Source organism: Ornithinimicrobium flavum, from assembly GCF_004526345.1.
Taxonomy (GTDB): Bacteria; Actinomycetota; Actinomycetes; order Actinomycetales; family Dermatophilaceae; genus Ornithinicoccus; species Ornithinicoccus flavus.
In genome coordinates this window covers 2,777,186-2,803,034 of record NZ_CP038213.1, presented here as the reverse complement: position 1 = coordinate 2,803,034, position 25,849 = coordinate 2,777,186, and the positions used below count along the sequence as shown (strand labels likewise).

At 68.2% G+C, this 25,849-nt stretch carries 16 protein-coding genes, 3 rRNA genes and 1 pseudogene; 14 read left to right on the top strand and 6 right to left on the bottom strand.

The genetic code is table 11. The features are described 5' to 3' along the window. Positions 1 to 16 precede the first annotated feature (16 nt). The 12 genes from rpmJ to E3Z34_RS13065 all read left to right on the top strand — a co-directional run bounded on the left by rpmJ (position 17) and on the right by E3Z34_RS13065 (position 12,780). On the top strand, positions 17 to 130 hold the full coding sequence (rpmJ, locus tag E3Z34_RS13120) for a 50S ribosomal protein L36 (protein ID WP_010148647.1): 114 nt from the start codon (positions 17 to 19) through the stop codon (positions 128 to 130). Positions 131 to 331: 201 nt separating this feature from the next. Next, entirely contained in the window at positions 332 to 706 is a 375-nt protein-coding gene (gene rpsM, locus E3Z34_RS13115; RefSeq protein WP_134773968.1) for a 30S ribosomal protein S13, read from the top strand. Positions 707 to 914: 208 nt separating this feature from the next. Continuing rightward, positions 915 to 1,322 (top strand): 30S ribosomal protein S11, encoded by a 408-nt coding sequence (rpsK, locus tag E3Z34_RS13110; RefSeq protein ID WP_134773967.1) that lies wholly within the window; start codon positions 915 to 917, stop codon positions 1,320 to 1,322. Between the two features lie 27 nt (positions 1,323 to 1,349). Beyond that, on the top strand, positions 1,350 to 1,958 hold the full coding sequence (gene rpsD / locus E3Z34_RS13105; RefSeq protein WP_134773966.1) for a 30S ribosomal protein S4: 609 nt from the start codon (positions 1,350 to 1,352) through the stop codon (positions 1,956 to 1,958). A 257-nt stretch (positions 1,959 to 2,215) separates the two neighbouring features. After that, positions 2,216 to 3,238, top strand: coding sequence for a DNA-directed RNA polymerase subunit alpha (locus E3Z34_RS13100; protein WP_134773965.1), 1,023 nt, complete (start codon positions 2,216 to 2,218; stop codon positions 3,236 to 3,238). Positions 3,239 to 3,241: 3 nt separating this feature from the next. Further along, on the top strand, positions 3,242 to 3,958 hold the full coding sequence (rplQ, locus tag E3Z34_RS13095; protein WP_134773964.1) for a 50S ribosomal protein L17: 717 nt from the start codon (positions 3,242 to 3,244) through the stop codon (positions 3,956 to 3,958). Between the two features lie 79 nt (positions 3,959 to 4,037). Beyond that, positions 4,038 to 4,883, top strand: coding sequence for a tRNA pseudouridine(38-40) synthase TruA (gene truA / locus E3Z34_RS13090; protein ID WP_134773963.1), 846 nt, complete (start codon positions 4,038 to 4,040; stop codon positions 4,881 to 4,883). A 9-nt stretch (positions 4,884 to 4,892) separates the two neighbouring features. Continuing rightward, entirely contained in the window at positions 4,893 to 5,864 is a 972-nt protein-coding gene (locus E3Z34_RS13085) for a zinc-binding dehydrogenase (RefSeq protein ID WP_134773962.1), read from the top strand. A 424-nt stretch (positions 5,865 to 6,288) separates the two neighbouring features. Continuing rightward, positions 6,289 to 7,811, top strand: a 16S ribosomal RNA gene (locus tag E3Z34_RS13080). A 399-nt stretch (positions 7,812 to 8,210) separates the two neighbouring features. Beyond that, positions 8,211 to 11,346 (top strand): 23S ribosomal RNA (locus E3Z34_RS13075). Positions 11,347 to 11,452: 106 nt separating this feature from the next. Further along, positions 11,453 to 11,569, top strand: a 5S ribosomal RNA gene (rrf, locus tag E3Z34_RS13070). Together the 16S, 23S and 5S rRNA genes form the textbook arrangement of a ribosomal RNA operon. 104 nt (positions 11,570 to 11,673) lie before the next feature. After that, positions 11,674 to 12,780, top strand: a complete 1,107-nt coding sequence (locus E3Z34_RS13065) for an NADH:flavin oxidoreductase/NADH oxidase (protein ID WP_338043734.1) — start codon at positions 11,674 to 11,676, stop codon at positions 12,778 to 12,780. A gap of 30 nt (positions 12,781 to 12,810) precedes the next feature. On the opposite strand, the gene E3Z34_RS13060 is transcribed toward E3Z34_RS13065, so the two are convergent. From E3Z34_RS13060 to E3Z34_RS13035, 6 genes are read right to left on the bottom strand one after another with little or no spacing between them, the layout of a single operon-like run. Continuing rightward, entirely contained in the window at positions 12,811 to 14,256 is a 1,446-nt protein-coding gene (locus E3Z34_RS13060) for an ABC transporter substrate-binding protein (protein WP_134773960.1), read from the bottom strand. A gap of 35 nt (positions 14,257 to 14,291) precedes the next feature. Continuing rightward, positions 14,292 to 15,521: a branched-chain amino acid ABC transporter permease gene (locus E3Z34_RS13055; RefSeq protein WP_134773959.1), complete on the bottom strand. Its 1,230-nt coding sequence runs from the start codon at positions 15,519 to 15,521 to the stop codon at positions 14,292 to 14,294. Continuing rightward, the gene (locus E3Z34_RS13050) at positions 15,518 to 16,435 is read right to left on the bottom strand and encodes a branched-chain amino acid ABC transporter permease (protein WP_202976951.1); all 918 of its coding nucleotides are present in this window, start codon (positions 16,433 to 16,435) and stop codon (positions 15,518 to 15,520) included. The genes E3Z34_RS13055 and E3Z34_RS13050 overlap by 4 nt, the downstream gene beginning before the upstream one ends. Beyond that, positions 16,432 to 18,300: an AMP-dependent synthetase/ligase gene (locus E3Z34_RS13045; RefSeq protein WP_134773957.1), complete on the bottom strand. Its 1,869-nt coding sequence runs from the start codon at positions 18,298 to 18,300 to the stop codon at positions 16,432 to 16,434. Before E3Z34_RS13045 ends, E3Z34_RS13050 begins: the two co-directional genes overlap by 4 nt. After that, complete coding sequence (locus E3Z34_RS13040; RefSeq protein ID WP_238695172.1) at positions 18,297 to 19,106, bottom strand: ABC transporter ATP-binding protein; 810 nt, start codon at positions 19,104 to 19,106, stop codon at positions 18,297 to 18,299. The genes E3Z34_RS13045 and E3Z34_RS13040 overlap by 4 nt, the downstream gene beginning before the upstream one ends. Next, positions 19,103 to 19,885 (bottom strand): ABC transporter ATP-binding protein, encoded by a 783-nt coding sequence (locus E3Z34_RS13035; protein WP_134773955.1) that lies wholly within the window; start codon positions 19,883 to 19,885, stop codon positions 19,103 to 19,105. The genes E3Z34_RS13040 and E3Z34_RS13035 overlap by 4 nt, the downstream gene beginning before the upstream one ends. A 200-nt stretch (positions 19,886 to 20,085) precedes the next feature. On the opposite strand from E3Z34_RS13035, the pseudogene E3Z34_RS20325 reads away from it, so the two are divergent. After that, positions 20,086 to 21,762 (top strand): annotated as a pseudogene (locus E3Z34_RS20325) (alpha-amylase family glycosyl hydrolase); the annotation flags it as partial. 449 nt (positions 21,763 to 22,211) lie between these two features. Further along, positions 22,212 to 25,823 carry a pullulanase-type alpha-1,6-glucosidase gene (gene pulA / locus E3Z34_RS19050; protein ID WP_420818954.1) on the top strand — a complete coding sequence of 1,204 codons (3,612 nt, stop codon included), beginning with the start codon at positions 22,212 to 22,214 and terminating at the stop codon, positions 25,821 to 25,823. Positions 25,824 to 25,849 lie beyond the last annotated feature (26 nt).

The window sequence follows — 25,849 nt, the reverse complement described above, 5'->3', positions numbered from 1 at the left end:
CCAAAGGCAGGCAGCCATGAAGGTTCAGCCGAGCGTGAAGAAGATCTGCGACAAGTGCAAGGTGATCCGCCGTCACGGCCGGGTCATGGTGATCTGCGAGAACCTGCGCCACAAGCAGCGCCAGGGCTGAGCACAGCCACCGAGCACGCGTCGCCGACTTCGACGACGAGACTGAAGCACAACTGAACACGACAGCAGCAGCACCCGACCCCCGTCGACGCGGGACGTCACCCTCGGCCGCGAGAGCCGAGGACCGCGGGCACAGGCCCACCACAGAGGATGCGGACCGGTGTTGCACCACACTCTCGCATCAGCCAAGGAGCACCACCAGATGGCACGACTCATCGGTGTCGACCTCCCGCGCGACAAGCGCATCGAGGTCGCACTCACCTACATCTTCGGCGTGGGACGCACCCGCGCCGAGCAGACGCTGACGGCCGCGGGTGTCGACCCGTCCGTCCGCGTCAAGGACCTGACCGAGGAGCAGCTGGTCGCCCTGCGTGACCACCTCGAGGGCAGCTACCGCCTCGAGGGTGACCTTCGCCGTGAGGTCGCCGCCGACATCCGCCGCAAGGTCGAGATCGGCAGCTACCAGGGTCTGCGGCACCGCCGCGGCCTCCCGGTGCACGGTCAGCGCACCAAGACCAACGCCAGGACCCGCAAGGGCCCCAAGCGCACCGTCGCCGGCAAGAAGAAGGCCAAGTAATCACGCACGGGGGCTTCGCCCCCGTGTACCCCCGCTGGGGCTCCGCCCCAGACCCCGGGCACTCGGCCTCCGGGTTCCCTCGCTGGGGCTCCGCCCCAGACCCCGGGCACTCGGCCTCCGGGTTCCCTCGCTGGGGCTCCGCCCCAGACCCCGGGTACTCGGCCCAGAACGCCGGCCCAGCACTGCATACCTCGTCAGGAGAAACCACATGCCCCCCAAGAGCCGTCAGGCCAGCGGTGCGCGCAAGGTGCGCCGCAAGGAGAAGAAGAACGTCGCCTTCGGGCAGGCTCACATCAAGAGCACGTTCAGCAACACCATCATCAGCATCACCGACCCCACCGGTGCCGTCATCGCCTGGTCCTCCTCGGGCCAGGTCGGGTTCAAGGGCTCGCGCAAGTCGACCCCCTACGCGGCGCAGATGGCCGCCGAGTCGGTCGCCCGCCGCGCCATGGACCACGGCATGCGCAAGGTCGACGTCTTCGTCAAGGGCCCCGGGTCCGGTCGTGAGACCGCGATCCGCTCCCTGACCGCCGCCGGCCTCGAGGTCGGCGCGATCAGCGACGTGACGCCCCAGGCGCACAACGGCGTCCGCCCGCCCAAGAAGCGTCGGAACTGAAGCCCGGAAGGAACTAGGTAAACAGACATGGCCCGTTACACCGGACCCATCACCAAGAAGTCCCGCCGGCTCAAGGTCGACCTCGTCGGTGGCGACAAGTACTTCGACCTGCGCCCCTTCCCCCCGGGGCAGCACGGCCGCCGCCGCAGCCAGGAGAAGGAGTACCTCACCCAGCTCCAGGAGAAGCAGAAGGCCCGCTTCACCTACGGCGTCATGGAGAAGCAGTTCCGCCGCTACTACGCCGAGGCGGCCCGTCGCCCCGGCAAGACCGGCGCGAACCTGCTCATCATCCTCGAGTCCCGTCTGGACAACGTCGTCTACCGCGCCGGCCTGGCCCGCACCCGCCGGGCCGCGCGCCAGCTGGTCACGCACGGCCACTTCATGGTCAACGGTCGGCGCGTCGACGTGCCGTCGTACCGCGTGGAGCAGTACGACATCATCGAGGTCCGCCCGCAGTCGGTCCAGACCTTCCCGATCGAGCTGGCCCGTCAGACCTTCGGCGACCGGCCGGTCCCGGCCTGGATGAAGGTCGTCCCCGGCTCGCTGAAGATCCTCATCCACCAGCTGCCGACCCGTGAGCAGATCGACACGATCCTCACCGAGCAGCTCATCGTCGAGCTCTACTCGAAGAACTGATCCCTGGGGGCTCTGCCCCCAGACCCCCACGGCCAGGGGCTCGCTCCGCTCGCGAGCTCCTGGTCGTTCCGGGAAACCAGGCCTCGCTCCGCTCGGCGGTTTCCCGGGCTCGCTCTCGCGAGCTGCACGGTATGGCGTCACGCACGCCGTACCCGCAGCTCACCAGGCGCGGTCATGGACAGAGGTGACCACGCAGAACCGGCCGTCGGCCGGTGTGGGCGTCATATAGCGGTCGCCCACTGAAAGGAAAGAAAACAGTGCTCATCGCACAGCGTCCCGTCCTGTCCGAGGAGGTTGTCGCCGACAACCGCTCCCGGTTCGTCCTCGAGCCCCTGGAGCCCGGCTTCGGCTACACCCTGGGCAACTCCATGCGCCGGACCCTGCTGTCCAGCATCCCCGGCGCCTCGCTCACCAGCATCCGCATCGACGGCGTGCTGCACGAGTTCTCCACGATCCCCGGGGTCAAGGAGGACGTCACCGAGATCATCCTCAACCTCAAGCGCCTCGTCGTCTCCAGCGAGCACGACGAGCCCGTGGTGATGTACCTGCGCAAGCAGGGCGCTGGTGCGGTCACCGCCGCCGACATCGCGCCCCCGGCGGGCGTCGAGATCCACAACCCCGACCTGCACCTGGCCACGCTGGGGGAGTCGGGCAAGATCGAGATGGAGATGACGGTCGAGCGTGGCCGTGGCTACGTCTCCGCGGCCCAGAACAAGTCCGGCGAGCAGGAGATCGGGCGCATCCCGGTCGACTCCATCTACTCCCCGGTGCTGTCCGTGACCTACAAGGTCGAGGCCACCCGTGTCGAGCAGCGCACCGACTTCGACCGCCTGGTCATCGACGTCGAGACCAAGAGCTCCATCTCCCCCCGCGACGCCGTCGCCTCGGCCGGCCGCACCCTGGTCGAGCTGTTCGGCCTCGCCCGTGAGCTCAACGTCGAGGCCGAGGGCATCGAGATCGGCCCCTCCGCCGGCGACGGGGCCCTGGCCTCCGACCTGGCCCTGCCGATCGAGGAGCTCGACCTCACGGTCCGCTCCTACAACTGCCTCAAGCGCGAGGGCATCCACAGCGTGGGTGAGCTCGTCGGGCGCAGCGAGGCGGACCTGCTGGACATCCGCAACTTCGGCGCGAAGTCCATCGACGAGGTGAAGGACAAGCTCGCCGAGATGGGCCTGGCCCTCAAGGACAGCCCGCCCGGGTTCGAGGGTGCCGCTGCCTACGACGACACCTCGGACGAGGACGAGGGCGACGCCGCCTTCGCCGAGGACGAGCAGTACTGAGACCTGACGAAAGCCCTAAGGAGAACCCATGCCTGCACCCAAGAAGGTCCGCGCCTCGGCGGCGGTCCGGCGCACGAGCGTCTGATCCTGTCGAACCTGGCGACCGCGCTGTTCGAGCACGACCGCATCACCACCACCGAGGCCAAGGCCAAGCGCCTGCGCCCGCTGGCCGAGCGCCTGGTGACCTTCGCCAAGCGCGGTGACCTGCACAACCGTCGCAAGGTCCTGGCCATCGTCCGGGACAAGGGCGCCGTGCACCGTCTCTTCACCGAGATCGCGCCCGACATGGCCGAGCGCGAGGGCGGCTACACCCGCATCACCAAGATCGCGCCGCGCAAGGGCGACAACGCCCCCATGGCCGTGATCGAGCTGGTCCGGGAGCCGGTCGCGAAGAAGGCGGTCGTGACCCAGGCCGAGGGCGCCACCCGGCGGGCGGCCAAGGACGCGAAGAAGGACGAGCCGGCCCCCGCGCCGATCACCGACGCCGAGCTCGAGGCCGAGCAGCCCACCACCGACGAGCCGGCGGAGGTCGACCAGGCCCAGGCCGAGGTCGAGGCCGCCGACGCGGCCGCGGAGCAGGGGGCGTCCGTCGCCTCCGAGGGCGAGGTCGTCGAGGTCGCCGAGAACGAGCCGGCCGAGGACACCACCGAGGCCGCCATGACCTCGGCGGGCGCCGACGACGCCACCGACGCCGAGGGTTCGCAGACCGACAAGAGCTGACCCCTCGGACACACGCACGGGCCGTCACCCCCTCGGGGTGGCGGCCCGTTCCGCGTGCCCCGTCCCGCACACTGGTCGGGTGAGGATCCGGCTCGACTTCGCCTACGACGGCACCGACTTCTCCGGCTGGGCCCGGCAACCGGGTCTGCGGACGGTGGAGCAGGTGCTGGCCGCGGGCCTGGCCACGGTGCTGCGCACCGAGCCACCGACCCTGACCGTCGGGGGGAGGACGGACGCGGGGGTGCACGCCCGGGGGGCGGTGTGCCACCTCGACGTCCCCGAGGAGGTATGGCGCTCCCTCCCCGGTCGGTCCGACCGCGACCCGGGGCAGGCCCTCGTCACCCGGCTGCGCGGCGTGCTGCCCGAGGACGTCGTCGTCAGGGGGGCCGCCGTGGTGCCGGACGCCTTCGACGCCCGGTTCGGCGCCCTGCGTCGGCGCTACACCTACCGGCTGTGCGACCGGCCCCATCTCCTGGACCCGTTGCGCCGGCGGGACACCGTGGTCACCCGGCGACCCCTCGACGTCATTGCGATGGACGCGGCCGCCCGGAGCCTGGTCGGCCTGCACGACTTCGCCGCCTTCTGCCGTCGACGCGAGGGGGCGACGACGGTGCGGACCCTGCTGTCCTACGGCTGGGCCCGGGAGGAGGACGGAACCGTCGTGGGGACGGTCGAGGCCGACGCGTTCTGCCACAGCATGGTCCGGGCTCTCGTCGGAGCCGTGGTGCCGGTGGGGGAGGGGCGGCGTCCTGCGGACTGGCCCGCCGCCGTCCTGGCGGGCCGGCAGCGCGACCCCGGGGTCCAGGTCATGCCCGCCCACGGGCTGTGCCTGGAGGAGGTCGTCTACCCCTCGGGCGAGGACGAGCTCGCGCGGCGCGCGGCCGGGGCCCGGGCCGTGAGGGTGCTGCCGGACCGCGGCCGGTAGGGTCGGGCCATGCTCGCCGCCTACGCCGCCCGCTTCTCCCCCGACCGGCCGCTGGACGCGCTGGAGGTGGGGGAACGGCCGGCCCCGGCGGCCCAGGAGGGCTGGGTCAGCCTCCCGGTCGTGGCGGCCGGTCTCAACCATCACGACCTGTGGTCGCTGCGCGGCGTGGGCCTCCGGCCTGAGCAGCTGCCGATGATCCTGGGGTGCGACGCGGTGGTCCGGCACCCGGAGGAGGGGGAGGTGGTGCTCCTCCCGGTCATTCCCGGCACCCCGGGATGGACGGGTGACATCACCCTGGACCCCCGCCGCTCGTTGCTGTCCGAGCTCCACCAGGGCACCCTGGCCGAGCAGGTGAGCGTGCCCGAGGGATCCTGGGTCGCCAAGCCGGACCACCTGAGCGCGGTGGAGGCGGCCGCCCTGTCCACGGCCTGGCTCACCGCCTACCGCATGCTCTTCCGCAACGCCGACGTCCGTCCCGGGGACCTGGTCCTCGTGCAGGGGGCCGGGGGCGGGGTGGCGACGGCCCTGATCCAGCTCGCCTCGGCCGCCGGCCTGAGGGTGTGGGTCACCAGCCGGGACGAGACCAAGCTCGAGCGGGCGCGCGAGCTGGGGGCGGAGCGGGGTTTCGAGGCCGGGGCCCGCCTGCCGGAGAAGGTCGACGCCGTCCTCGAGACCGTCGGGGCCGCGACCTGGTCCCACTCGGTCAACGTGCTCCGCCCCGGGGGGACCATCGTGATCTGCGGCGCGACCTCGGGCGACGCCCCCGCGAAGGCCGAGCTGACCAAGATCTTCTTCCGCCAGCTCCGCGTGGTGGGGTCCACGATGGGGACGAAGGAGGAGCTGCGAGCTCTCTGCTCGTTCGTCTCGACGACCGGCCTGCGGCCTCGCATCGACAGCACCTACCCCCTGACCCGGGCCCGGGAGGCGCTGGCGAAGATGGAGAGTGGCGAGCTCGTCGGCAAGATCGGCATCACCCCCTGACCCTGGTGCCGCCTCGTCGGTCTCAAGACGGGGGCTGACCAGCGACGATGTCGCCCGCTCCGCACGGATTTGGCCCGAGCCCGCGACGGGTGTAGTGTTTCACCTCGCTGCCGACGCGAGAGCGAAGGCGAGCATCACCCCCACAGCCTCCGGCTACTCCCCGCATCCGATCCTCGGATTTGGACAGCGGCGCCGGGCTGAGGTAAGGTAGAGAGGTTGCCCCACGCGGGAAGCTCGGAAAACGAGCCGGCCGCGGGTGTGTGTCCGATTCTTGAGAACTCAACAGCGTGTCAGTTTATTGATGCCAATTGTTTGTTGCTGCACCGCCTTTTTTGTGGGGTGGTGTGGTTTTGCACCGTGTCGTCCACCCCCGTGGGTGGCAGGGTGTTTGCTGGTGATCGGCTCTGGATAAGAGTTTTGGTTTTTATCGGAGAGTTTGATCCTGGCTCAGGACGAACGCTGGCGGCGTGCTTAACACATGCAAGTCGAACGCTGAAGCCCAGCTTGCTGGGTGGATGAGTGGCGAACGGGTGAGTAACACGTGAGTAACCTGCCCTTCACTCTGGGATAACTCCGGGAAACCGGTGCTAATACTGGATAGGACTCCTGCCTGCATGGGTGGGGGTGGAAAGATTTATCGGTGGAGGATGGACTCGCGGCCTATCAGCTTGTTGGTGGGGTAATGGCCTACCAAGGCGACGACGGGTAGCCGGCCTGAGAGGGTGACCGGCCACACTGGGACTGAGACACGGCCCAGACTCCTACGGGAGGCAGCAGTGGGGAATATTGCACAATGGGCGGAAGCCTGATGCAGCGACGCCGCGTGCGGGATGACGGCCTTCGGGTTGTAAACCGCTTTCAGTAGGGACGAAGCTTTTGTGACGGTACCTACAGAAGAAGCACCGGCTAACTACGTGCCAGCAGCCGCGGTAATACGTAGGGTGCGAGCGTTGTCCGGAATTATTGGGCGTAAAGAGCTTGTAGGCGGTTTGTCGCGTCTGCTGTGAAAGCCCGGGGCTTAACCCTGGGTCTGCAGTGGGTACGGGCAGGCTAGAGTGTGGTAGGGGAGACTGGAATTCCTGGTGTAGCGGTGGAATGCGCAGATATCAGGAGGAACACCGATGGCGAAGGCAGGTCTCTGGGCCATTACTGACGCTGAGAAGCGAAAGCGTGGGGAGCGAACAGGATTAGATACCCTGGTAGTCCACGCCGTAAACGTTGGGCGCTAGGTGTGGGTCCCATTCCACGGGGTCCGTGCCGCAGCTAACGCATTAAGCGCCCCGCCTGGGGAGTACGGCCGCAAGGCTAAAACTCAAAGGAATTGACGGGGGCCCGCACAAGCGGCGGAGCATGCGGATTAATTCGATGCAACGCGAAGAACCTTACCAAGGCTTGACATACACCGGAAACTTCCAGAGATGGGAGCCCCCTTTGTGGCTGGTGTACAGGTGGTGCATGGTTGTCGTCAGCTCGTGTCGTGAGATGTTGGGTTAAGTCCCGCAACGAGCGCAACCCTCGTTCTATGTTGCCAGCGGTTCGGCCGGGGACTCATAGGAGACTGCCGGGGTCAACTCGGAGGAAGGTGGGGATGACGTCAAATCATCATGCCCCTTACGTCTTGGGCTTCACGCATGCTACAATGGCCGGTACAAAGGGCTGCGATCCCGTGAGGGGGAGCGAATCCCAGAAAGCCGGTCTCAGTTCGGATTGGGGTCTGCAACTCGACCCCATGAAGTCGGAGTCGCTAGTAATCGCAGATCAGCAACGCTGCGGTGAATACGTTCCCGGGCCTTGTACACACCGCCCGTCAAGTCACGAAAGTCGGTAACACCCGAAGCCGGTGGCCCAACCCCTTGTGGGAGGGAGCTGTCGAAGGTGGGACTGGTGATTGGGACTAAGTCGTAACAAGGTAGCCGTACCGGAAGGTGCGGCTGGATCACCTCCTTTCTAAGGAGCATCAACGGTTCTGGCCCCTTTGGGGGTCGGGGCCTGCGGCCTCGTGGTGCACCCGTTCGTGGTGCCCGGGGTTTTGCTACGGGTGGAACATCGATGGACTGTCGCTGCCGGCTGGTTGGTCGGGTGGTTCGAGTACGGCCTCTTCGTGGGGTGTGGAAAGGGTGCCTGGTCGACGGGTGGGTGGTGCTGGCACGCTGTTGGGTCCTGAGGGATCGGGCTTCCCCTACCGGTTGGTGGGGGTGTCGGGTGTCTTGGCTGGGGCCGTCGGTCTCACCGGACCGGCTCATCGCGTTCACCTCTGGTGTGCGGGTGGGTGTCTGGTGGTGGGGTGGGTGGTTGTCCTGGTTGTTGGTTGAGAACTGTACAGTGGACGCGAGCATCTTTGTGGCTTGTTAAGTTTTTAAGGGCGCACGGTGGATGCCTTGGCACTAGGAACCGAAGAAGGACGTAGGAATCTGCGATAAGCCTCGGGGAGTCGATAACCAGACTGTGATCCGAGGGTGTCCGAATGGGGAAACCCGGCCAGTTTCATCACTGGTCACCCGCACCTGAATATATAGGGTGTGTGGAGGGAACGTGGGGAAGTGAAACATCTCAGTACCCACAGGAAGAGAAAACAACATGTGATTCCGTGAGTAGTGGCGAGCGAAAGCGGATGAGGCTAAACCGTTTCTGTGTGATACCCGGTAGGGGTTGCAGGGGCGGGGTTGTGGGAGTGCGCGTACCAGGTCTACCGGTCTGGTGCACAGTAAGAAATTCGCGGTGTAGGTGAAGGGTCTGGAAAGGCCTGGCGTAGACGGTGAGACCCCGGTAGCCGAAACATCGTGGACTGTGTTGCGTGCCACCCGAGTAGTACGGGGCCCGAGAAATCCCGTACGAATCTGGCAGGACCACCTGCTAAGCCTAAATATTCCCTAGTGACCGATAGCGGACAAGTACCGTGAGGGAAAGGTGAAAAGTACCCCGGGAGGGGAGTGAAATAGTTCCTGAAACCGTGTGCCTACAATCCGTCGGAGCCGGGCTGCGGTCTGGTGACGGCGTGCCTTTTGAAGAATGAGCCTGCGAGTTAGTGCTCAGTGGCGAGGTTAACCCGTGTGGGGTAGCCGTAGCGAAAGCGAGTCCGAACAGGGCGATCATAGTCGCTGGGTCTAGACCCGAAGCGGAGTGATCTACCCATGGCCAGGGTGAAGCGCGGGTAAGACCGCGTGGAGGCCCGAACCCACTTAGGTTGAAAACTGAGGGGATGAGCTGTGGGTAGGGGTGAAAGGCCAATCAAACTCCGTGATAGCTGGTTCTCCCCGAAATGCATTTAGGTGCAGCGTCATGTGTTTCTTGCCGGAGGTAGAGCTACTGGATGGCTGATGGGCCTCACCAGGTTACTGACGTCAGCCAAACTCCGAATGCCGGTAAGTGAGAGCATGGCAGTGAGACTGCGGGGGATAAGCTTCGTAGTCGAGAGGGAAACAGCCCAGATCACCAGCTAAGGTCCCTAAGCGTGTGCTAAGTGGGAAAGGATGTGGAGTTGCGAAGACAACCAGGAGGTTGGCTTAGAAGCAGCCACCCTTGAAAGAGTGCGTAATAGCTCACTGGTCAAGTGATTCCGCGCCGACAATGTAGCGGGGCTCAAGCACACCACCGAAGCTGTGGCACTGACATTTTGCTCGGCCCGTCCCCTCGTGGGGTGGGTCCAGGCGTGTTGGTGGGTAGGGGAGCGTCGTGCCGGGAGTGAAGCATCCGAGTGATCGAGGTGTGGATCCGGCACGAGTGAGAATGCAGGCATGAGTAGCGAAAGAAGAGCGAGAAACTCTTCCGCCGAATGACCAAGGTTTCCAGGGTCAAGCTAATCTGCCCTGGGTAAGTCGGGACCTAAGGCGAGGCCGACAGGCGTAGTCGATGGACATCCGGTTGATATTCCGGAACCGGCGAAGAACCGCCCAGTACCGAATCTTGTGATGCTAAGCGCCCGAGCTTCCGGCAGACGGAGTCCTACCTTCGGGTGGGGTTCCCGGTCGGGAGTGAGCGCGTGACCCGAGCTGGTAGTAGGTAAGCGATGGAAGGACGCAGGAAGGTAGCCCCGCGTGGCGATGGTTGTCCACGTTGAAGAGCGCAGGGCCGGGGAGTGGTAAATCCGCCCCATCAGTGCCCGAGGCTTGACCGTGACCGCGTATGCGGGAAGCAGGGTGATCCTATGCTGCCAAGAAAAGTTCCTAGCGAGGTTCTAGCCGCCCGTACCCCAAACCGACTCAGGTGGTCAGGTAGAGAATACTAAGGCGATCGAGTGAATCGTGGTTAAGGAACTCGGCAAAATGCCCCCGTAACTTCGGGAGAAGGGGGGCCGGACGCGTGAAACCCCTTGCGGGTTAGCGCTGATGGCCGCAGAGACCAGGGAGAAGCGACTGTTTACTAAAAACACAGGTCCGTGCGAAGTCGCAAGACGATGTATACGGACTGACGCCTGCCCGGTGCTGGAACGTTAAGGGGACGGGTTAGCCTCACGGCGAAGCTCTGAACTTAAGCGCCAGTAAACGGCGGTGGTAACTATAACCATCCTAAGGTAGCGAAATTCCTTGTCGGGTAAGTTCCGACCTGCACGAATGGCGTAACGACTTCTCCACTGTCTCAACCACGAACTCGGCGAAATTGCACTACGAGTAAAGATGCTCGTTACGCGCAGCAGGACGGAAAGACCCCGGGACCTTTACTATAGCTTGGTATTGGTGTTCGGTACGGCTTGTGTAGGATAGGTGGGAGACTGTGAAGCGGCCACGCCAGTGGTCGTGGAGTCATCGTTGAAATACCACTCTGGTCGTTCTGGATATCTAACCTCGGTCCGTGATCCGGATCAGGGACAGTGCCTGGTGGGTAGTTTAACTGGGGCGGTTGCCTCCTAAAAGGTAACGGAGGCGCCCAAAGGTTCCCTCAGCCTGGTTGGTAATCAGGTGTCGAGTGTAAGTGCACAAGGGAGCTTGACTGTGAGACAGACATGTCGAGCAGAGACGAAAGTCGGGACTAGTGACCCGACGGTGGCTTGTGGAAGCGCCGTCGCTCAACGGATAAAAGGTACCCCGGGGATAACAGGCTGATCCTGCCCAAGAGCTCATATCGACGGCATGGTTTGGCACCTCGATGTCGGCTCGTCGCATCCTGGGGCTGGAGTCGGTCCCAAGGGTTGGGCTGTTCGCCCATTAAAGCGGTACGCGAGCTGGGTTTAGAACGTCGTGAGACAGTTCGGTCCCTATCCGCTGCGCGCGGAGGAAACTTGAGAAGAGCTGTCCCTAGTACGAGAGGACCGGGATGGACGAACCTCTGGTGTGTCAGTTGTCCTGCCAAGGGCACCGCTGATTAGCTACGTTCGGACGTGATAACCGCTGAAAGCATCTAAGCGGGAAGCACACTTCAAGATGAGGTTTCCATGCACCCTCGGGTGTGAGAGGCTCCCAGCTAGACTACTGGGTTGATAGGCCGGATGTGGAAGCACAGTAATGTGCGGAGCTGACCGGTACTAATAAGCCGACAACTTAACAAACCCACGGTGGGCTTCGCCCCCCGTGGCCCCCCAGATAAACACGCGTCCACTGTACGGTTCCCGACCCACAACCAACCCCTGGTCGGTTGATAGAGGTTGATAGTGTTACGGCGGTCATAGCGTCAGGGAAACGCCCGGTCACATTCCGAACCCGGAAGCTAAGCCTGACAGCGCCGATGGTACTGCACCGGGAACGGTGTGGGAGAGTAGGACACCGCCGGACTTCTTCTTGAAAGGCCCGCTCGGAGCAATCCGAGCGGGCCTTTCGCATGCCCGGAAACGACCCCGCGGGGGGCGTCCACGAGCCGGCGTGGCACGATGCCAGCCATGGCCTCCTCCCTCCTCTTCGAGCCCCTCACGCTGCGCGGGCTCACCGTCCCCGGTCGTGCCTGGGTCTCGCCGATGTGCCAGTACTCCTGCTCACTCGAGAGCCCTGGTGTCGTGGGTGACTGGCACCTGGCGCACCTGCAGGCGTTCGCGGCCGGCGGGGCGCCCATGATCCTCACGGAGGCCAGCGCGGTCACCGCCGAGGGACGGATCTCCCCGTGGGACGCCGGACTGTGGGGGGAGCACCAGATCGGGCCGTGGGAGCGGATCGTCTCCTTGGTGCACGCCACCGGGTCCCGCATCGGGATCCAGCTGGCGCACGCCGGGCGCAAGGGGTCGACCTACGCACCCTTTCACCCTGAGAGCGGGTCGGTGGGCGAGGACGACGGGGGATGGGCGACCGTGGGGGCCGGGGAGGCACCCTTCGGGGCGTACGCCTCGCCGCGCGCCATGACCACCGAGGAGGTCGCCGCCGTGCCCGGGGCGTTCGCGGCGGCTGCGCGCCGGGCGGTCGTCGCCGGCTTCGACGCGGTGGAGCTCCACGCGGCCCACGGCTACCTCCTGGCGCAGTTCCTGAGCCCGCTGGTGAACGAGCGGCAGGACGGCTACGGGGGGTCCGACCAGGCCCGGGCGCGCCTGCTCCTCGAGTCCGTGGAGGCGGTGCGGCAGGTGGTGCCCGACAGCATGCCGGTTCTGGTGCGGGTGTCGGCCACGGACTGGTCGCCGCACACGCCGGGCGGGGTCGCCGGCGATGTCGAGCGGACCGTGCAGGTGGCCCGCTGGCTGGCCGAGCGCGGGGCCGACCTCGTGGACGTCTCCAGCGGGGGCAACCTTCCCGACCCGCAGATCCCCGTGGGCCCCGGCTACCAGACGCGCTTCGCGGCGCGGGTGCGTGAGGAGGTCGACGTGCCGGTGAGCACGGTGGGGATGATCACCCAGCCCCGCCAGGCGGAGCTGGTGCTGGCGACCGGCCAGGCGGACGTGGTGATGATGGCCCGGGCGCTCCTGGCCGACCCACGGTGGTGGCACCGCGCGGCCCACCAGCTGGGGCACGACCTGCCGTGGGTCCCGCAGTACGCCCGCGTCCTGGACCGGCACGTCTACTAGACGAGCCGGTCCAGGACACCGGGAGGGGGATCAGCTGCTGGCGGAGCAGGCCTGGGTGTAGTCCAGACCCTCGAAGGTCGAGCCCTGGTAGAAGTCGTCGGTGGTCTCGATGCCGAGCGGGGCCTCCGCCGACGGCGTGCCCACGATGAGTCCGCTCACCGCCACGTCCGCTCCGTCGCCTCCGTAGGTGATGGTCTCGGCCATCCCCGCGAAGTCGACCTCGAGGCCGTCGACGGCCGCACGCAGCCCGGCACGGGTGAGGTCGCCCTCGCCCGCGGCCTTCTCCAGCAGGGCGTGCATCGGGTAGCTCATCGCCCAGCCGATGATGTAGCCGGCGTTGACCGGCTCCTCACCGCCCAGGGACTCCTTCATGGCCGCGTTGCCCTCGCTCGTCCCGTCCCACTGCTCGATCGGCGACAGGTGGTTGTAGAGCGCGGTCAGGGCCGGGGCAGCCGCGCTCTGCAGCAGCGCGGGGTTCCACGTCGGCAGGGAGCCGAGGAAGCGGCCGGTGAAGCCCCCGCCCGCGAGCTTGCCGACGATCTCGCCGGCCTCGGCCGGGCCGACGGCCAGGATCACGACGTCCGGCTGGGCCGCCAGGACGGCGCTGACGACCGCGTCCTGCCCACCCGTGACCTGGTTGGGTCCGGTGGGCACGACCGTGACGTCGGAGACCCCGTTGGCCTCGGCCCACATCTGGGCGCCGGCTGCCGAGTCGCCGCCGTAGTCACCGGGATACCCCACCGCGGCGACCGAGGTGACCTCGCCGTGGTTCTCGGCATACCAGTCGAGGCCGACCATGGACTCGACGCAGTAGGAGTAGCCGAACTCCATGATGAGGCCCTGGTCGTTCTCCTGGAACGAGTAGCCGGACCACCAGGAGGCGGGCACCGCGACCACGTCGTTGGCGTCCATGTCTCCCAGCACCGACTCGGTGTTGACGGTGCCGAGCGTCTGCGCGAGGGCGAGGATGTTGGGCTCGATCTGCTGGTAGGCGGCAGCGTGCTCGGCCGGCTGGTACTTGGTGTCGCGGGTGTAGGTGTCGATGTCCACGTCGAAGCCACCGATGCCCCCGTCCTCGTTCACCTGGGCCCAGTAGGCGCGCTGGGCATCGGTGATCGGCACGGCGAGCGCCGCGAACGGTCCCTCGGTGAGGTCGGAGAGCACACCCAGGTAGATGCAGCCGTTGTCGGGGTTGACGGCGTCGGGGCAGGCCTCCTGCGTCACTCCCTCGGCGAAGTCGATCTCACCGCCCGCCGTGGCGTCGTCGGTCTCGGTCGCCGCGCCGGTGTCGGCGGCGCTGTCGTCGGTCTCGGTCTCCGTCTCGGTCTCGTCGTTGCTCCCGGTCTCCTCGGACGTGCTGTCGTCCTGGGTGGCGGCGGGCTCCGGCTCGTCGTCGACAGCCGTGCAGCTCGCGGTCAGCAGGGCCGCGGCCGCGGCGACGGCGAACCATCGTCGGGAGGTGGTGTTGATGGACATCTGCACTCCTTCGTGCGGTGGGGATGGGTGGTGGGTCAGTAGCTGAAGGGCCAGGTGGTGAAGTACGTCCGAACCCGGTGCCACAGGCCGAAGAGGCCGCGAGGCTCCAGGATCAGGAAGAGCACGATGAGCGTGCCGAACAGGATCGACTGCAGCTGGAAGATGGTGATGAGGCCACCGCTGCCGGTGGACACGAACGGCAGCCAGGGAGCCAGCCACTCCAGGAGCCGGGGGAGCAGGACGACGAAGGCGGCCCCGAGCAGGGTCCCGCTGATCGTCGCGACCCCGCCGATGACGACGATGGCGAGCAGGTTGATCGCCATCAGGATGTTCCACTGCTCGGGTGCGACGCGCCCGATCAGCACGGCGTAGAGGCATCCCGCGACGCCGGCGTACGCGCTGGAGAGGGCGAAGGCCAGGGTCTTGGTGCGGAGCAGGTTGACGCCCATGATCTCCGCGGCGATGTCCCGGTCCCGCACGGCGGCGAAGGCCCGGCCGCTCCGGGAGCGGGCCAGGTTGCGGGCGGCGACACCGAGCCCGGCGAGCAGCACCACGCACACCAGGTAGAGCGAGACGTGCGGGGGGAGCAGGAGGGGCCCGACGGCGTAGGTGCGGGTGAGGTCATTGCCGAAGAGGACGGGGAGCGCCCCGGCCCGGCCGACACCGGACCCGCCGGTGAGCGCGGCCCACTGCTTGAAGACCTGCTCGCCGAGCATGAGCAGGCCGAGGGTCAGCACGGCGAGGTACAACCCTCGGACCCGGGTGGCCAACGGCGCCACGAGCAGGCCGATGGCACCGGGGACCACGGCCGCCAGGACCAGCGCGAGGGACAGGTCGAGCTCCCAGCCGAGAACGATCGACCCCGGCGCGCCGGCGACGACCGCACCGGTGTAGGCGCCCAGCGCCATGAAGAAGGGGTGACCCAGCGAGATCTGGCCGGCGTACCCCGTCAGCAGGTTCAGCCCGATCCCGGCGATCGCCATGACGGCGGCGACGGAGAGCAGGTGGGTGAGGTCGCGGCTGAGCAGGAAGGGTGCGACCAGCGCCAGCAGCACCACGGCCAGCGTCCACCACCTCTTGGCCGGGGTGTTGAGCAGGGCCGAGTCCGCGTCGTAGCTCGTGTAGAGGCGAGGTCGACCCCGGCGGGCGCTGCGCGGGACCCGGCCGCGCCGGGTCCCGCTGCGCAGCGTCCGGGAACGGCCCGTCAGGCGAGCGGTGCCCCGGGCCTGCGCCCGGTCCTCGCCGGTGCCGGTGGCGGACGTCATACCCGCTGCACCTCCTTGGTGCCGAAGAGCCCGTAGGGGCGGACGAGCAGGACCAGGATCATGACGAGGTACGGCGCGACGTTCTCGAAGTTCGGCCCCAGCCAGGGTGCGTGGACCGGTTGGTAGACCCGGGCGACGCCGGAGACGAGACCCATGACGATCCCGCCGACGACGGCCCCGCGGAAGGAGTCGATGCCACCGAGGATGAGGGCGGGCAGGGCGACCAGGGCGAAGAGCGCGTCATTGGCCTGCACGACCGACCCGTCGGCCGCCAGCAGGACGCCCCCGAGCGCGGCCAGCCCCCCACCGAGCGCCCAGGAGAGCGAGAACATCCGGCCCACGTTGATGCCCTGGGCCATCGCCGCCTCCTGGTCCAGGGAGGTGGCGCGCATCGCGAGGCCGATGCGGGAGCGGCCCAGCCACAGGCCGAGGACGGTCAGCACGACCGCCGTGACCGCGACCTTGCCGGCATGGTGCTGGTAGAGCGAGACGGCACAGGTGACCTCCCCCTCGACCAGGCACCACCGCTCCAGCTGCCAGGGGTCACCGATGGTGCGGGCGCGGGCGGCGAAGAGGCGGAAGGCCAGCACGAGCAGGACGATGAAGAGCCCGACCGTCACCAGCGCGGTCGAGAAGACCGGCCTGCCGATCATCGGGCGGATCGCGACCCGCTCGACACCCATCGAGACCACGGCCACGGCAACGACGGCCAGGACGACCGCGACCCAGAAGGGCAGGCCTCGGTCGACCACCAGGACCGAGGTCACCCAGGTCCCGAGGATGAGCAGCCCGGGCTGGGCGAAGTTGAGCACGCCCGTCGCCCGGTAGATGAGCACGAAGCTCACGGCGATGAGGGCGTAGACCGCCCCGTCCCCGATCCCCGCCAGCACCGCGGTGAGGAAGGCCGCCATCATCCGCTCCGTCCCAGGTCGGCACCGGCATGGTCGCTGGTGCCGGCGTACATGTCGTCGACGAGGTGCGGGACCGTGGCCGCGAAGGCCGCACGCTTCAGCTTCTGGGTGGCGGTCAGCTCGCCGTCCTCGTGGTCGAGCTGCTTGTGCAGCATGCGGAACTTGCGGACCGCCTCGACCCGGGCGACGCGGCTGTTGACGTCGCGGACCACCCCGGCGATGAGCTCGACCGTCTCCGGCTTGGTCGACAGGTCCTTGTAGGTGGTGTACTCGATCCGGTGGCGCGAGGCCCAGTCCGCGACGGTGTCGAACTCGATCCCGATGAGCGCGGTCAGGTAGGGACGTCGGTCACCGATCACGACGGCCTCCCGGATGTAGGGGGAGGCCTTGAGAGCGTTCTCCAGCTCGCTGGGCGAGATGTTCTTGCCGCCGGCCGTGATGATGATGTCCTTGATCCGGTCCACGATCTGCAGGTGCGTGCCGTCGACCCACCTCCCGACGTCACCGGTATGCAGCCACCCCTGCGTGTCGATCACCTCCGCGGTCGCCTCCGGCTTGCGCCAGTAGCCGACGAAGGTGCCCGGATGACGGGTGAGCACCTCTCCGGTGTCCTCGTCCAGGGCGAGCTCGATCCCCGGCTGCGGTTCACCGACCGTCCCGAAACGGACGCGGCCGGGCATCGTCGCGGTCGCCACCGCGGTGTTCTCCGTCATGCCGTAGGCCTCGTGGATCGTGACCCCCATGGCGAGGAAGAACTCCAGCACCTCGGGGGAGATGGGGGCGGCGCCGGACAACGCGTGCCGCACCCGGGCCAGGCCCAGGTGCCGGCGCAGCTTGCGGTGCACCAGGACCCACGCGAGGAAGGCCAGGGCGCGCGCGAGCAGGTCGGGGCGCCCGCCGGCGAGCTGCTGCCGGGCGGCCCGGGCACCCAGGCCGTGCCCGACGCGGTAGGCGGCGCGCTTGAGGGGGGAGGCGTTGGCCATCCTGATCGCGACCGTGGCCTGGATCTTCTCCCAGATCCGGGGGACGGCGAACAGGATGGTGGGCTGGACCTCCGCGAGGTCGCTGACGACGGTCTCGATCGACTCGGCGAAGTGGACCAGCGGCCGGTTGCGCACCCCGCCCCAGGTGCTGATCGCCCGCTCGACGACGTGCGACAGCGGGAGGTAGGACACCAGCACGTCCTGCCGGCCCAGGCCGTCCGGGCCGAACATGCCCGGGGCACGGGCGAAGGTCGCGGCCCCGAAGTCGACGTTGCGGGCGTCGAGCATGGCCCCCTTGGGTGGGCCGGTCGTGCCCGAGGTGTAGATCAGCGTCACCAGGTCCTCGGGGGTGCGGTCGGCGTCGATCCTGGACAGCAGGCCCGGGTCCTGCTCCCGCAGGACCGCGCCGCGCCTCACCAGCTCGTCGACCGACAGCAGCCGAGGGTGGGCGTCGTCGGCCAGGCCGCGCCCGTCCAGGTAGACCACCCACTCCAGCGACGGGACCTCGTCGAGCAGCTCCACCGCCTTGTCCACCTGCTCCTGGTCCTCGGCCACCAGGACCCGGGCCCCGGAGTCGAGCAGGAGGTAGCGGACCTCTGCCACCGGGTTGGTCGGGTAGAAGCCGACCACGACGGCCCGGAGCATCCCGCACGCCAGGTCGGTGTAGAGCCACTCCGGCCGGTTCTCGGACTGGACGGCCACCCGGTCACCGGCGCCCACGCCCAGGGCGGCCAGGCCGTAGGCGACGTCCTCGGTGTTGGCCAGGTAGTCCGCCCAGGTGATGTCCTGCCACAGGCCGTACCGCTTCTCCCGCAGGGCGACCGTGTCGGGTGTCTCCGCCGCGGCCCGGCGCAGGAGGTCGGGGAGGTGCTGGACCTGGCTCACGGCCGCTCCTCGCTCACGGCCGCGCGGACCTCGTCGTCGGCCCCGCCCAGGTAGGCGGCGATGACGGCTGGGTCACGCTGGACCTCCCCGGGGGTCCCGAGGGCGATGGGTCGGCCGAAGTCGATGACCAGGACCCGGTCGGCGAGGTCCATGACCAGCCGCATGTCGTGCTCGACCATGATCATCGCCAGGCCGAGCTCGGCACGGACGTCGAGGATGAACCGGGCCATGTCCTCGGTCTCCTCGGTGTTCATCCCCGCGACCGGCTCGTCGAGCAGGAGCAGCTCGGGCTGCATCGCCAGGGCCCGGCCCAGCTCGATGCGCTTCTTGATGCCGTAGGGCAGGATGCCCACCGGGTGCCGGCGCACCGCGGTGAGGTCGAGGAACTCCACCAGGTGCTCGATCTCGAGCCGCGCGGACCGTTCCTCCCTCCGCGTGGACGGCAACCAGGCCATCGCCTGCCACCAGGGGGACCGCAGGAGGTGGTGCCGCCCGAGCAGGAGGTTCTCCAGCACCGTCAGGTTGTCGAAGAGCTCGATGTTCTGGAAGGTGCGGGCGATGCCCCGGGCGGCGATCCGGTCCGGTCGCAGCCCCAGGACCGACTCCCCCCGGAACCGGACGTCCCCGCTCTGCGGACGGTAGACCCCCGAGATGCAGTTGAACGTCGAGGTCTTGCCGGCGCCGTTCGGGCCGATGATGGCCAGGAGCTCCCCGGGGTGGACGTCGAAACCCACGCCCTCGAGCGCGGTGTTGCCACCGAAGCGGAGCGTCAGGTCCTCGACCTGCAGCAGGGCCTCGGAGGTCACGACAGCCACCGCTTGCGTCGCTTGTAGTGCTTGACGTCGCGCAACGAGGACCCCTCCGAGCCCAACCCCAGGTAGAACTCCTGGATGTCGGCGTCGGCCCGGAGCCGGTCGGCCGGGGCGTCCATGACGGTGAGGCCGTTCTCCATGACGTAGCCGTGGTGGGCCACCGACAGCGCCATGGCGGCGTTCTGCTCGATCAGCAGGATCCCCGTGCCCCCGCTGTTGATCTCGACGATGAGGTCGCGGATGCGCTCCACCATCTGCGGGGCCAGCCCCAGGCTGGGCTCGTCGAGGAGGAGGTATCTCGGGTCGGCCATCATGGCCCGGCCGATCGCGAGCATCTGCTGCTCGCCGCCGGAGAGGTAGCCGGCCTGCGAACGGCGCCGGTCGGCGAGCACGGGGAACATGGAGTAGATCCGGTCCAGCTTGTCCTGCAGGCCGCGGGCGGCGCTGGTGTGGCCGCCGACGCGCAGGTTCTCCTCCACGGTGAACTCGACGAAGACGCGACGACCCTCCATCACCTGCCCGACGCCGGCGCGCACCACACCGGCGGGGCTGCGCGTGTCGACCCGGGCTCCGTCGATGCTGACGTGACCGCGGGTGATCTTCCCGCGGTGGACGTCGAGCAGGCCGGTCATGGCGCGCAGGAGGGTGGTCTTGCCGGCGCCGTTGGCGCCGAGCAGCGCCACGATCCGGTCGGGCCCCACGGACAGGCTCGCGCCCCGTACCGCGAGCATGACGTCCTCGTACACCACCTCGAGGTTGTGCACTGCCAGCATCGTCGCTCCCTTGCGTCTGAGCAGACCGTAGTGGCAGCCGAGAAGGCCGGGGGAGCCCGCCGGGGCGTTCGTTACTCAACCGTAATATGTGCCTCGCCAGGGTAAGGATTGTGCAAAATCTTGCAGGAAATGTTGTGAGCCTGACGCGGAGGCTCTAGCCTGGGTGGCTGACCGTCCTCCCATCCCCTCCAGGAGCCGCGATGAAGCGTCCCGTCCTGTCCGGTGCCCTCGTGGCCGCGCTCCTCGCGGGCGCAGCGCCCGGCGTCGCCACGCCGTCCGCCACCGCGGGCCCCGTCGGCCCGGTGGCGTCGACCGCGAGTCTGCCGACCGCCGCCACGCCGCGCACGGTCACCCTCGTCGGCTCCCTGCAGGACGAGCTGGGCTGCGCGGAGGACTGGGACCCCGCCTGCGAGGCCACCGTGCTGGACCCCGTCGAGGGGAGCGGGACGACATACCGGGGCGTCTTCGAGGTGCCGGAGGGGACCTGGGCCTTCAAGGTCGCCCTGGACGGCGGGTTGGCCGAGTCCCACCCTGCCGCCGACCTGCCGCTGGTGCTGGAGGGGCCGGCCTCGCTGGAGTTCACCTTCGACGACGAGACCGACCGGGTGGGCGTGGCCCCGACCGAGCTGGAGGGGCCGGCCACGCCTGCGGACGAGGACCTGGCGAGGGACAGCCTGCGGCAGCCGGTGACCCGCGAGCAGTTCTACTTCGTGATGGCCGACCGGTTCGCCAACGGCGACCCGACCAACGACACGGCCGGGATCGCGGGGGACCGGCTGGACCACGGCTTCGACCCCACCGACAAGGGCTTCTTCCACGGTGGAGACCTGGCCGGGATCATGGACCGGCTCGACTACATCCAGGGCCTGGGGACGACCGCGATCTGGCTGACGCCCAGCTTCAAGAACCGCCCCGTCCAGGGCAGCGAGGAGAACGCGAGCGCCGGGTACCACGGCTACTGGATCACCGACTTCACCCAGATCGACCCGCACCTGGGCACGAACGAGGAGATGAGCGAGCTCGTCGACGAGGCGCACTCGCGGGGGATGAAGGTCTACTTCGACATCATCACCAACCACACCGCCGACGTCATCGACTACGAGGAGGGTGAGTACGGCTACATCGACAAGGAGACCGAGCCCTACCGCGACGCAGCGGGCAACGCCTTCGACGACCGCGACTACATCGGCAAGCCGTTCCCGCTCCTGGACCCCGAGATTTCCTTCCCCTACACCCCGGTCTTCCGCACCGAGGCGGACGAGACGGTCAAGGTGCCGGACTGGCTCAACGACCCGACGATGTACCACAACCGGGGTGACTCCACCTTCGCCGGGGAGTCCAGCACCTACGGGGACTTCGTCGGCCTGGACGACCTGTTCACCGAGCGCACCGAGGTCGTCGACGGGATGGTCGACATCTACTCCACCTGGGCCGACATGGGGATCGACGGCTTCCGGATCGACACGGTCAAGCACGTCAACCTGGAGTTCTGGCAGGAGTTCAGCCCGCGCGTCCTCGAGGCCGCGCGCGCCGAGAACGACGACTTCTTCATGTTCGGCGAGGTCTACGACGGCAACCCCGAGTATCTGTCGACCTTCACCACCGAGGGCCAGCTCCAGGCCGTCATCGACTTCGGCTTCCAGGGCCGGTCGATCGACTTCGCCAAGGGCCGCCCCACGACCGACCTGCGCACCTTCTACGCACAGGACGACTACTACACCGACGCGGACTCCAACGCCTACCAGCTGCCGACCTTCACGGGCAACCACGACATGGGCCGGGCGGCCATGATGCTCGCCAAGGACTTCTCCGGCGACGAGCTGCAGGAGCGGGTCGAGCTCACGAACGAGCTGATGTTCCTCACCCGCGGCCAGCCGGTCGTCTACTACGGCGACGAGCAGGGCTTCATCGGGTCGGCCGGTGACAAGGACGCCCGGCAGGACATGTTCGCCACGCAGGTGGACAGCTACGCCAGCGAGCCGGTCATCGGTGCCCCGTCCGGGTCGATGGACCGCTACGACACCACGCACCCCCTCTACCAGCAGATCGCCACGCTGGGCGCCCTCACCCAGGAGCACCCGGCGCTCGCCGACGGGGCGCAGATCCACCGCTACGCCAGCGCGGACGCCGGGTCTACGCCTTCTCCCGGATCGACGCCGACGAGCTGGTCGAGTACGTCGTGGTCGCCAACAACTCGACCGAGAGCGCCAGCGTGTCGGTCCCGACCTACAGCGAGCGCACACAGTTCACCGCGGTCTACGGCGACAGCGGCCGTATCCGGTCCGGCACCGACGCGCGCCTCGACGTCGAGGTGGCGCCCCTGTCCGTGGAGGTCTACCGCGCCGGCAAGGCGCTCACGCCCCGCCAGGAGGCCCCGGCGGTCTACCTCGACTCGCCGTCCGCGGGTGGCGTCGTCGGCGGGCGGGCCGAGATCGGCGCCTCCGTCCCGGAGAACGTCTTCGCCCAGGTCACCTTCGCCTACCGACCGGTCGGCGGGCAGGACTGGACGGTCCTGGGGACCGACGACAACGCGCCCTACCGGGTCTTCCACGACGTCACCGGTATGCCGCACGGCACGCTGCTGGAGTACCGCGCCGTGCTCAAGGACGCCTCGGGCAACCTGTCGGCGTCCTCGACCTACGGGATCGTGGGTGACCCCGCCCCCGGTGGCGGAGGCGGCGGCGGGAGCGACCCGGTCGGACCCGTCGAGCAGCCGGAGGCGGTCTCCGTCCCCGGGTCGCACAACACCGAGATGGGGTGCGAGGGCGACTGGCAGCCGGCGTGCGAGCAGGCGCAGCTGTCCCTCGACGGCAAGGACACGGTCTGGAAGGGGACGTACGACATCCCCGCCGGCAGCTGGGAGTACAAGGCGGCGATCGACCGCTCCTGGGACGAGAACTACGGTGCCGGGGGCGAGCCGGGTGGGCCCAACATCACCTATACCCTCCCCTCCGCAGGCAACGTCTCCTTCTACTACGAGCACGCCCGCCACTACGTGACCTCGGACGCCGAGGGGCCGATCATCACGGCCCCGGGCTCGATGCAGTCCGAGCTGGGCTGCCCGGGCGACTGGGACCCCTCCTGCATGCTGCCCTGGCTCATCGACCCGGACGGTGACGGCACGTACACGTGGTCGAGCACCCAGGTCCCGGCGGGCAACTACGAGCTCAAGGTCGCCCACGGTCTGTCCTGGGACGAGGACTACGGTGCCGGCGGCGCGCGGGGAGGCTCCAACGTCGGCTTCTCCGTCCCGCGCGACGGCATCGTCACCACGATCAGCTACGTGCTCGAGACGCACGAGATCTCCGTCACCACGAGCGAGGCCGGGATCGCCCCCGACCTGAGGTCGGCCAGGGCCCACTGGCTCGCCCCCGACCTGATCGCGTGGCCGGCCGACGGTGTCGAGGCGCCCGAGCTGACCGACTGGCGACTGCACTGGTCCCCGGACGGCGGCCTGGCGGTGGACGCCGAGGACGTCACCGGCGGCTCCTCGGCCCCGCTGACCTACGACCCGGCCGGTCTGCCGGACTCCGTCGTGGCGGACTTCCCGCACCTCGAGGGGTATCTCGCCCTGCGGCTCGACAGGAAGACCGTGAAGCAGGCCGGGGAGATCCTCCAGGGTCAGGTCGCCGTGGCACGGTACGACGACCTCGGCCGGCTCCAGGACGCCACCGGGGTCCAGATCCCCGGCGTCCTCGACGCCCTCTACGCCGAGAAGGCGAGGAAGACCGCCTACGGCGTCTCCTGGAACGGGCCCAACCCGCAGCTGACCCTCTGGGCGCCCACCGCCAAGGACGTCGACCTGCTGCTGTGGCCCGAGGGCGGCACCGGTGACCCCCAGCGGGTGGAGATGAAGCGTGCCGGGGACGGCTCCTGGACCGCGCGCGGCAAGAAGCAGTGGACCGGTATGGAGTACCTCTACGAGGTGGACGTCTACGTGCCCTCGACGGGGCAGGTGGAGACCAACCTCGTCACCGACCCCTACTCGGTGGCGCTGACCCTCAACAGCCAGCGGTCGGTGATCGTCGACCTGGACGCCCCGAGGTGGGCGCCGGAGATCTGGCGCACCGCGAAGGCCCCGGTCCTGGAGGACGAGGTCGACCAGACGATCTACGAGCTGCACGTGCGCGATTTCTCGATGGCCGACCCGGACGTCCCGGAGGAGCTGCGCGGGTCCTACCTGGCCTTCGCCGAGGACGGCTACGGCCGGCGGCACCTGGAGACTCTGGCCGAGGCGGGGATGAACACCGTCCACCTGCTGCCGACCTTCGACATCGCCAGCATCGAGGAGGACCCTGCCGCGCAGACGACCCCGGACTGTGACCTGGAGTCGTTCGCCCCGGCCAGCGAGGAGCAGCAGGCCTGCGTCATGGCTCAGGCCGACACCGACGCCTTCAACTGGGGCTACGACCCGTGGCACTTCATGGCGCCGGAGGGCTCCTACGCCTCGACCGCGCAGGCCGCCCACGGCGGTGAGCGGGTCAAGGAGTTCCGCACCATGGTGGGCGGGCTGCACGACTCGGGTATGCGCGTGGTGCTGGACAAGGTGTTCAACCACACCGCCCAGTCCGGCCAGAGCGAGAAGTCGGTGCTGGACCGGATCGTGCCCGGCTACTACCACCGGCTCAACGCCGTCGGCCAGGTCGAGACCTCGACCTGCTGTGAGAACGTGGCGACCGAGCACGAGATGGCCGAGAAGCTCATGGTCGACGCCGTGGTGATCTGGGCCCGCGACTACAAGGTCGACGGCTTCCGGTTCGACCTCATGGGTCACCACAGCCGCGAGAACATGGAAGCCGTGCGCGCCGCCCTGGACGCGCTGACCCTGAAGAGGGACGGGGTGGACGGCTCGGCGGTCACCCTCTACGGCGAGGGCTGGAACTTCGGCGAGGTCGCCGACAACGCGCGCTTCTACCAGGCGACCCAGGGCCAGCTGGACGGCACCTCGATCGCGACCTTCAACGACCGGCTGCGCGACGGCGTGCGCGGCGGCGGGCCCTTCGACGAGGACCCGACGACCGACAAGGGCTTCGCCTCGGGCGGGACCAGCGCCAACGACACCGACCTGGTCCAGATCGGGCTGGCCGGCAACCTGCGCGACTTCCAGTTGCGCAGCCAGGAGACCGGAGAGGTCCTCGCGGGCACCGGGATTTCCTACAACGGCTCCCCGGCGGCCTACGCCGAGGACCCTGACGAGGTCGTCAACTACGTGGACGCCCACGACAACGAGACGCTCTTCGACAACCTGACCTTCAAGCTGCCGCAGGACACCCCGATGGACCAGCGGGTCCGGCTCAACACCGTGGCCCTGTCCACCACGGCGCTGTCACAGTCCATCAGCTTCTGGCACGCCGGAGCGGACATGCTGCGCAGCAAGAGCCTGGACCGCAACTCCTACAACAGCGGCGACTGGTTCAACCTGCTCGACTTCACGATGACCGACAACGGGTTCGGCCGGGGCCTGCCGCCGGAGGGCGACAACGGTGACAAGTGGGGGATTATCCGGCCCCTGCTGGCCGACGCCTCGCTCAAGCCGGCGCCGGCGGACATCGAGCTGGCCTCGGCCATGGCCCAGGACCTGCTGCGGCTGCGGTTCTCCACCGAGCTGTTCCGCCTCGGCGACCCGGCCCAGATCGAGGCCAAGGTCTCCTTCCCGGTCTCGGGCACCGAGCATGGCGACCCGCAGGTCATCGTCATGCGGATCGACGACACCGCCGGCACCGACGTCGACCCGGCGCTGGACGGGCTGGTCGTCGTCTTCAACGCCAGCGCCGAGGCGGTCGACCAGGCCGTCCCCGGCCTGGAGGGAGCGGCCCTGGAGCTGTCCCCGGTGCAGGCCGACGGTGCCGACGAGGTCGTCAAGACGGCCACGTGGGACGCCGCGAGCGGGACGGCGCACGTGCCGGCCCAGACCGTGGCGGTCTTCGTCCAGCCCTGACGACGCCGACCGACCTGCCCCCGCCG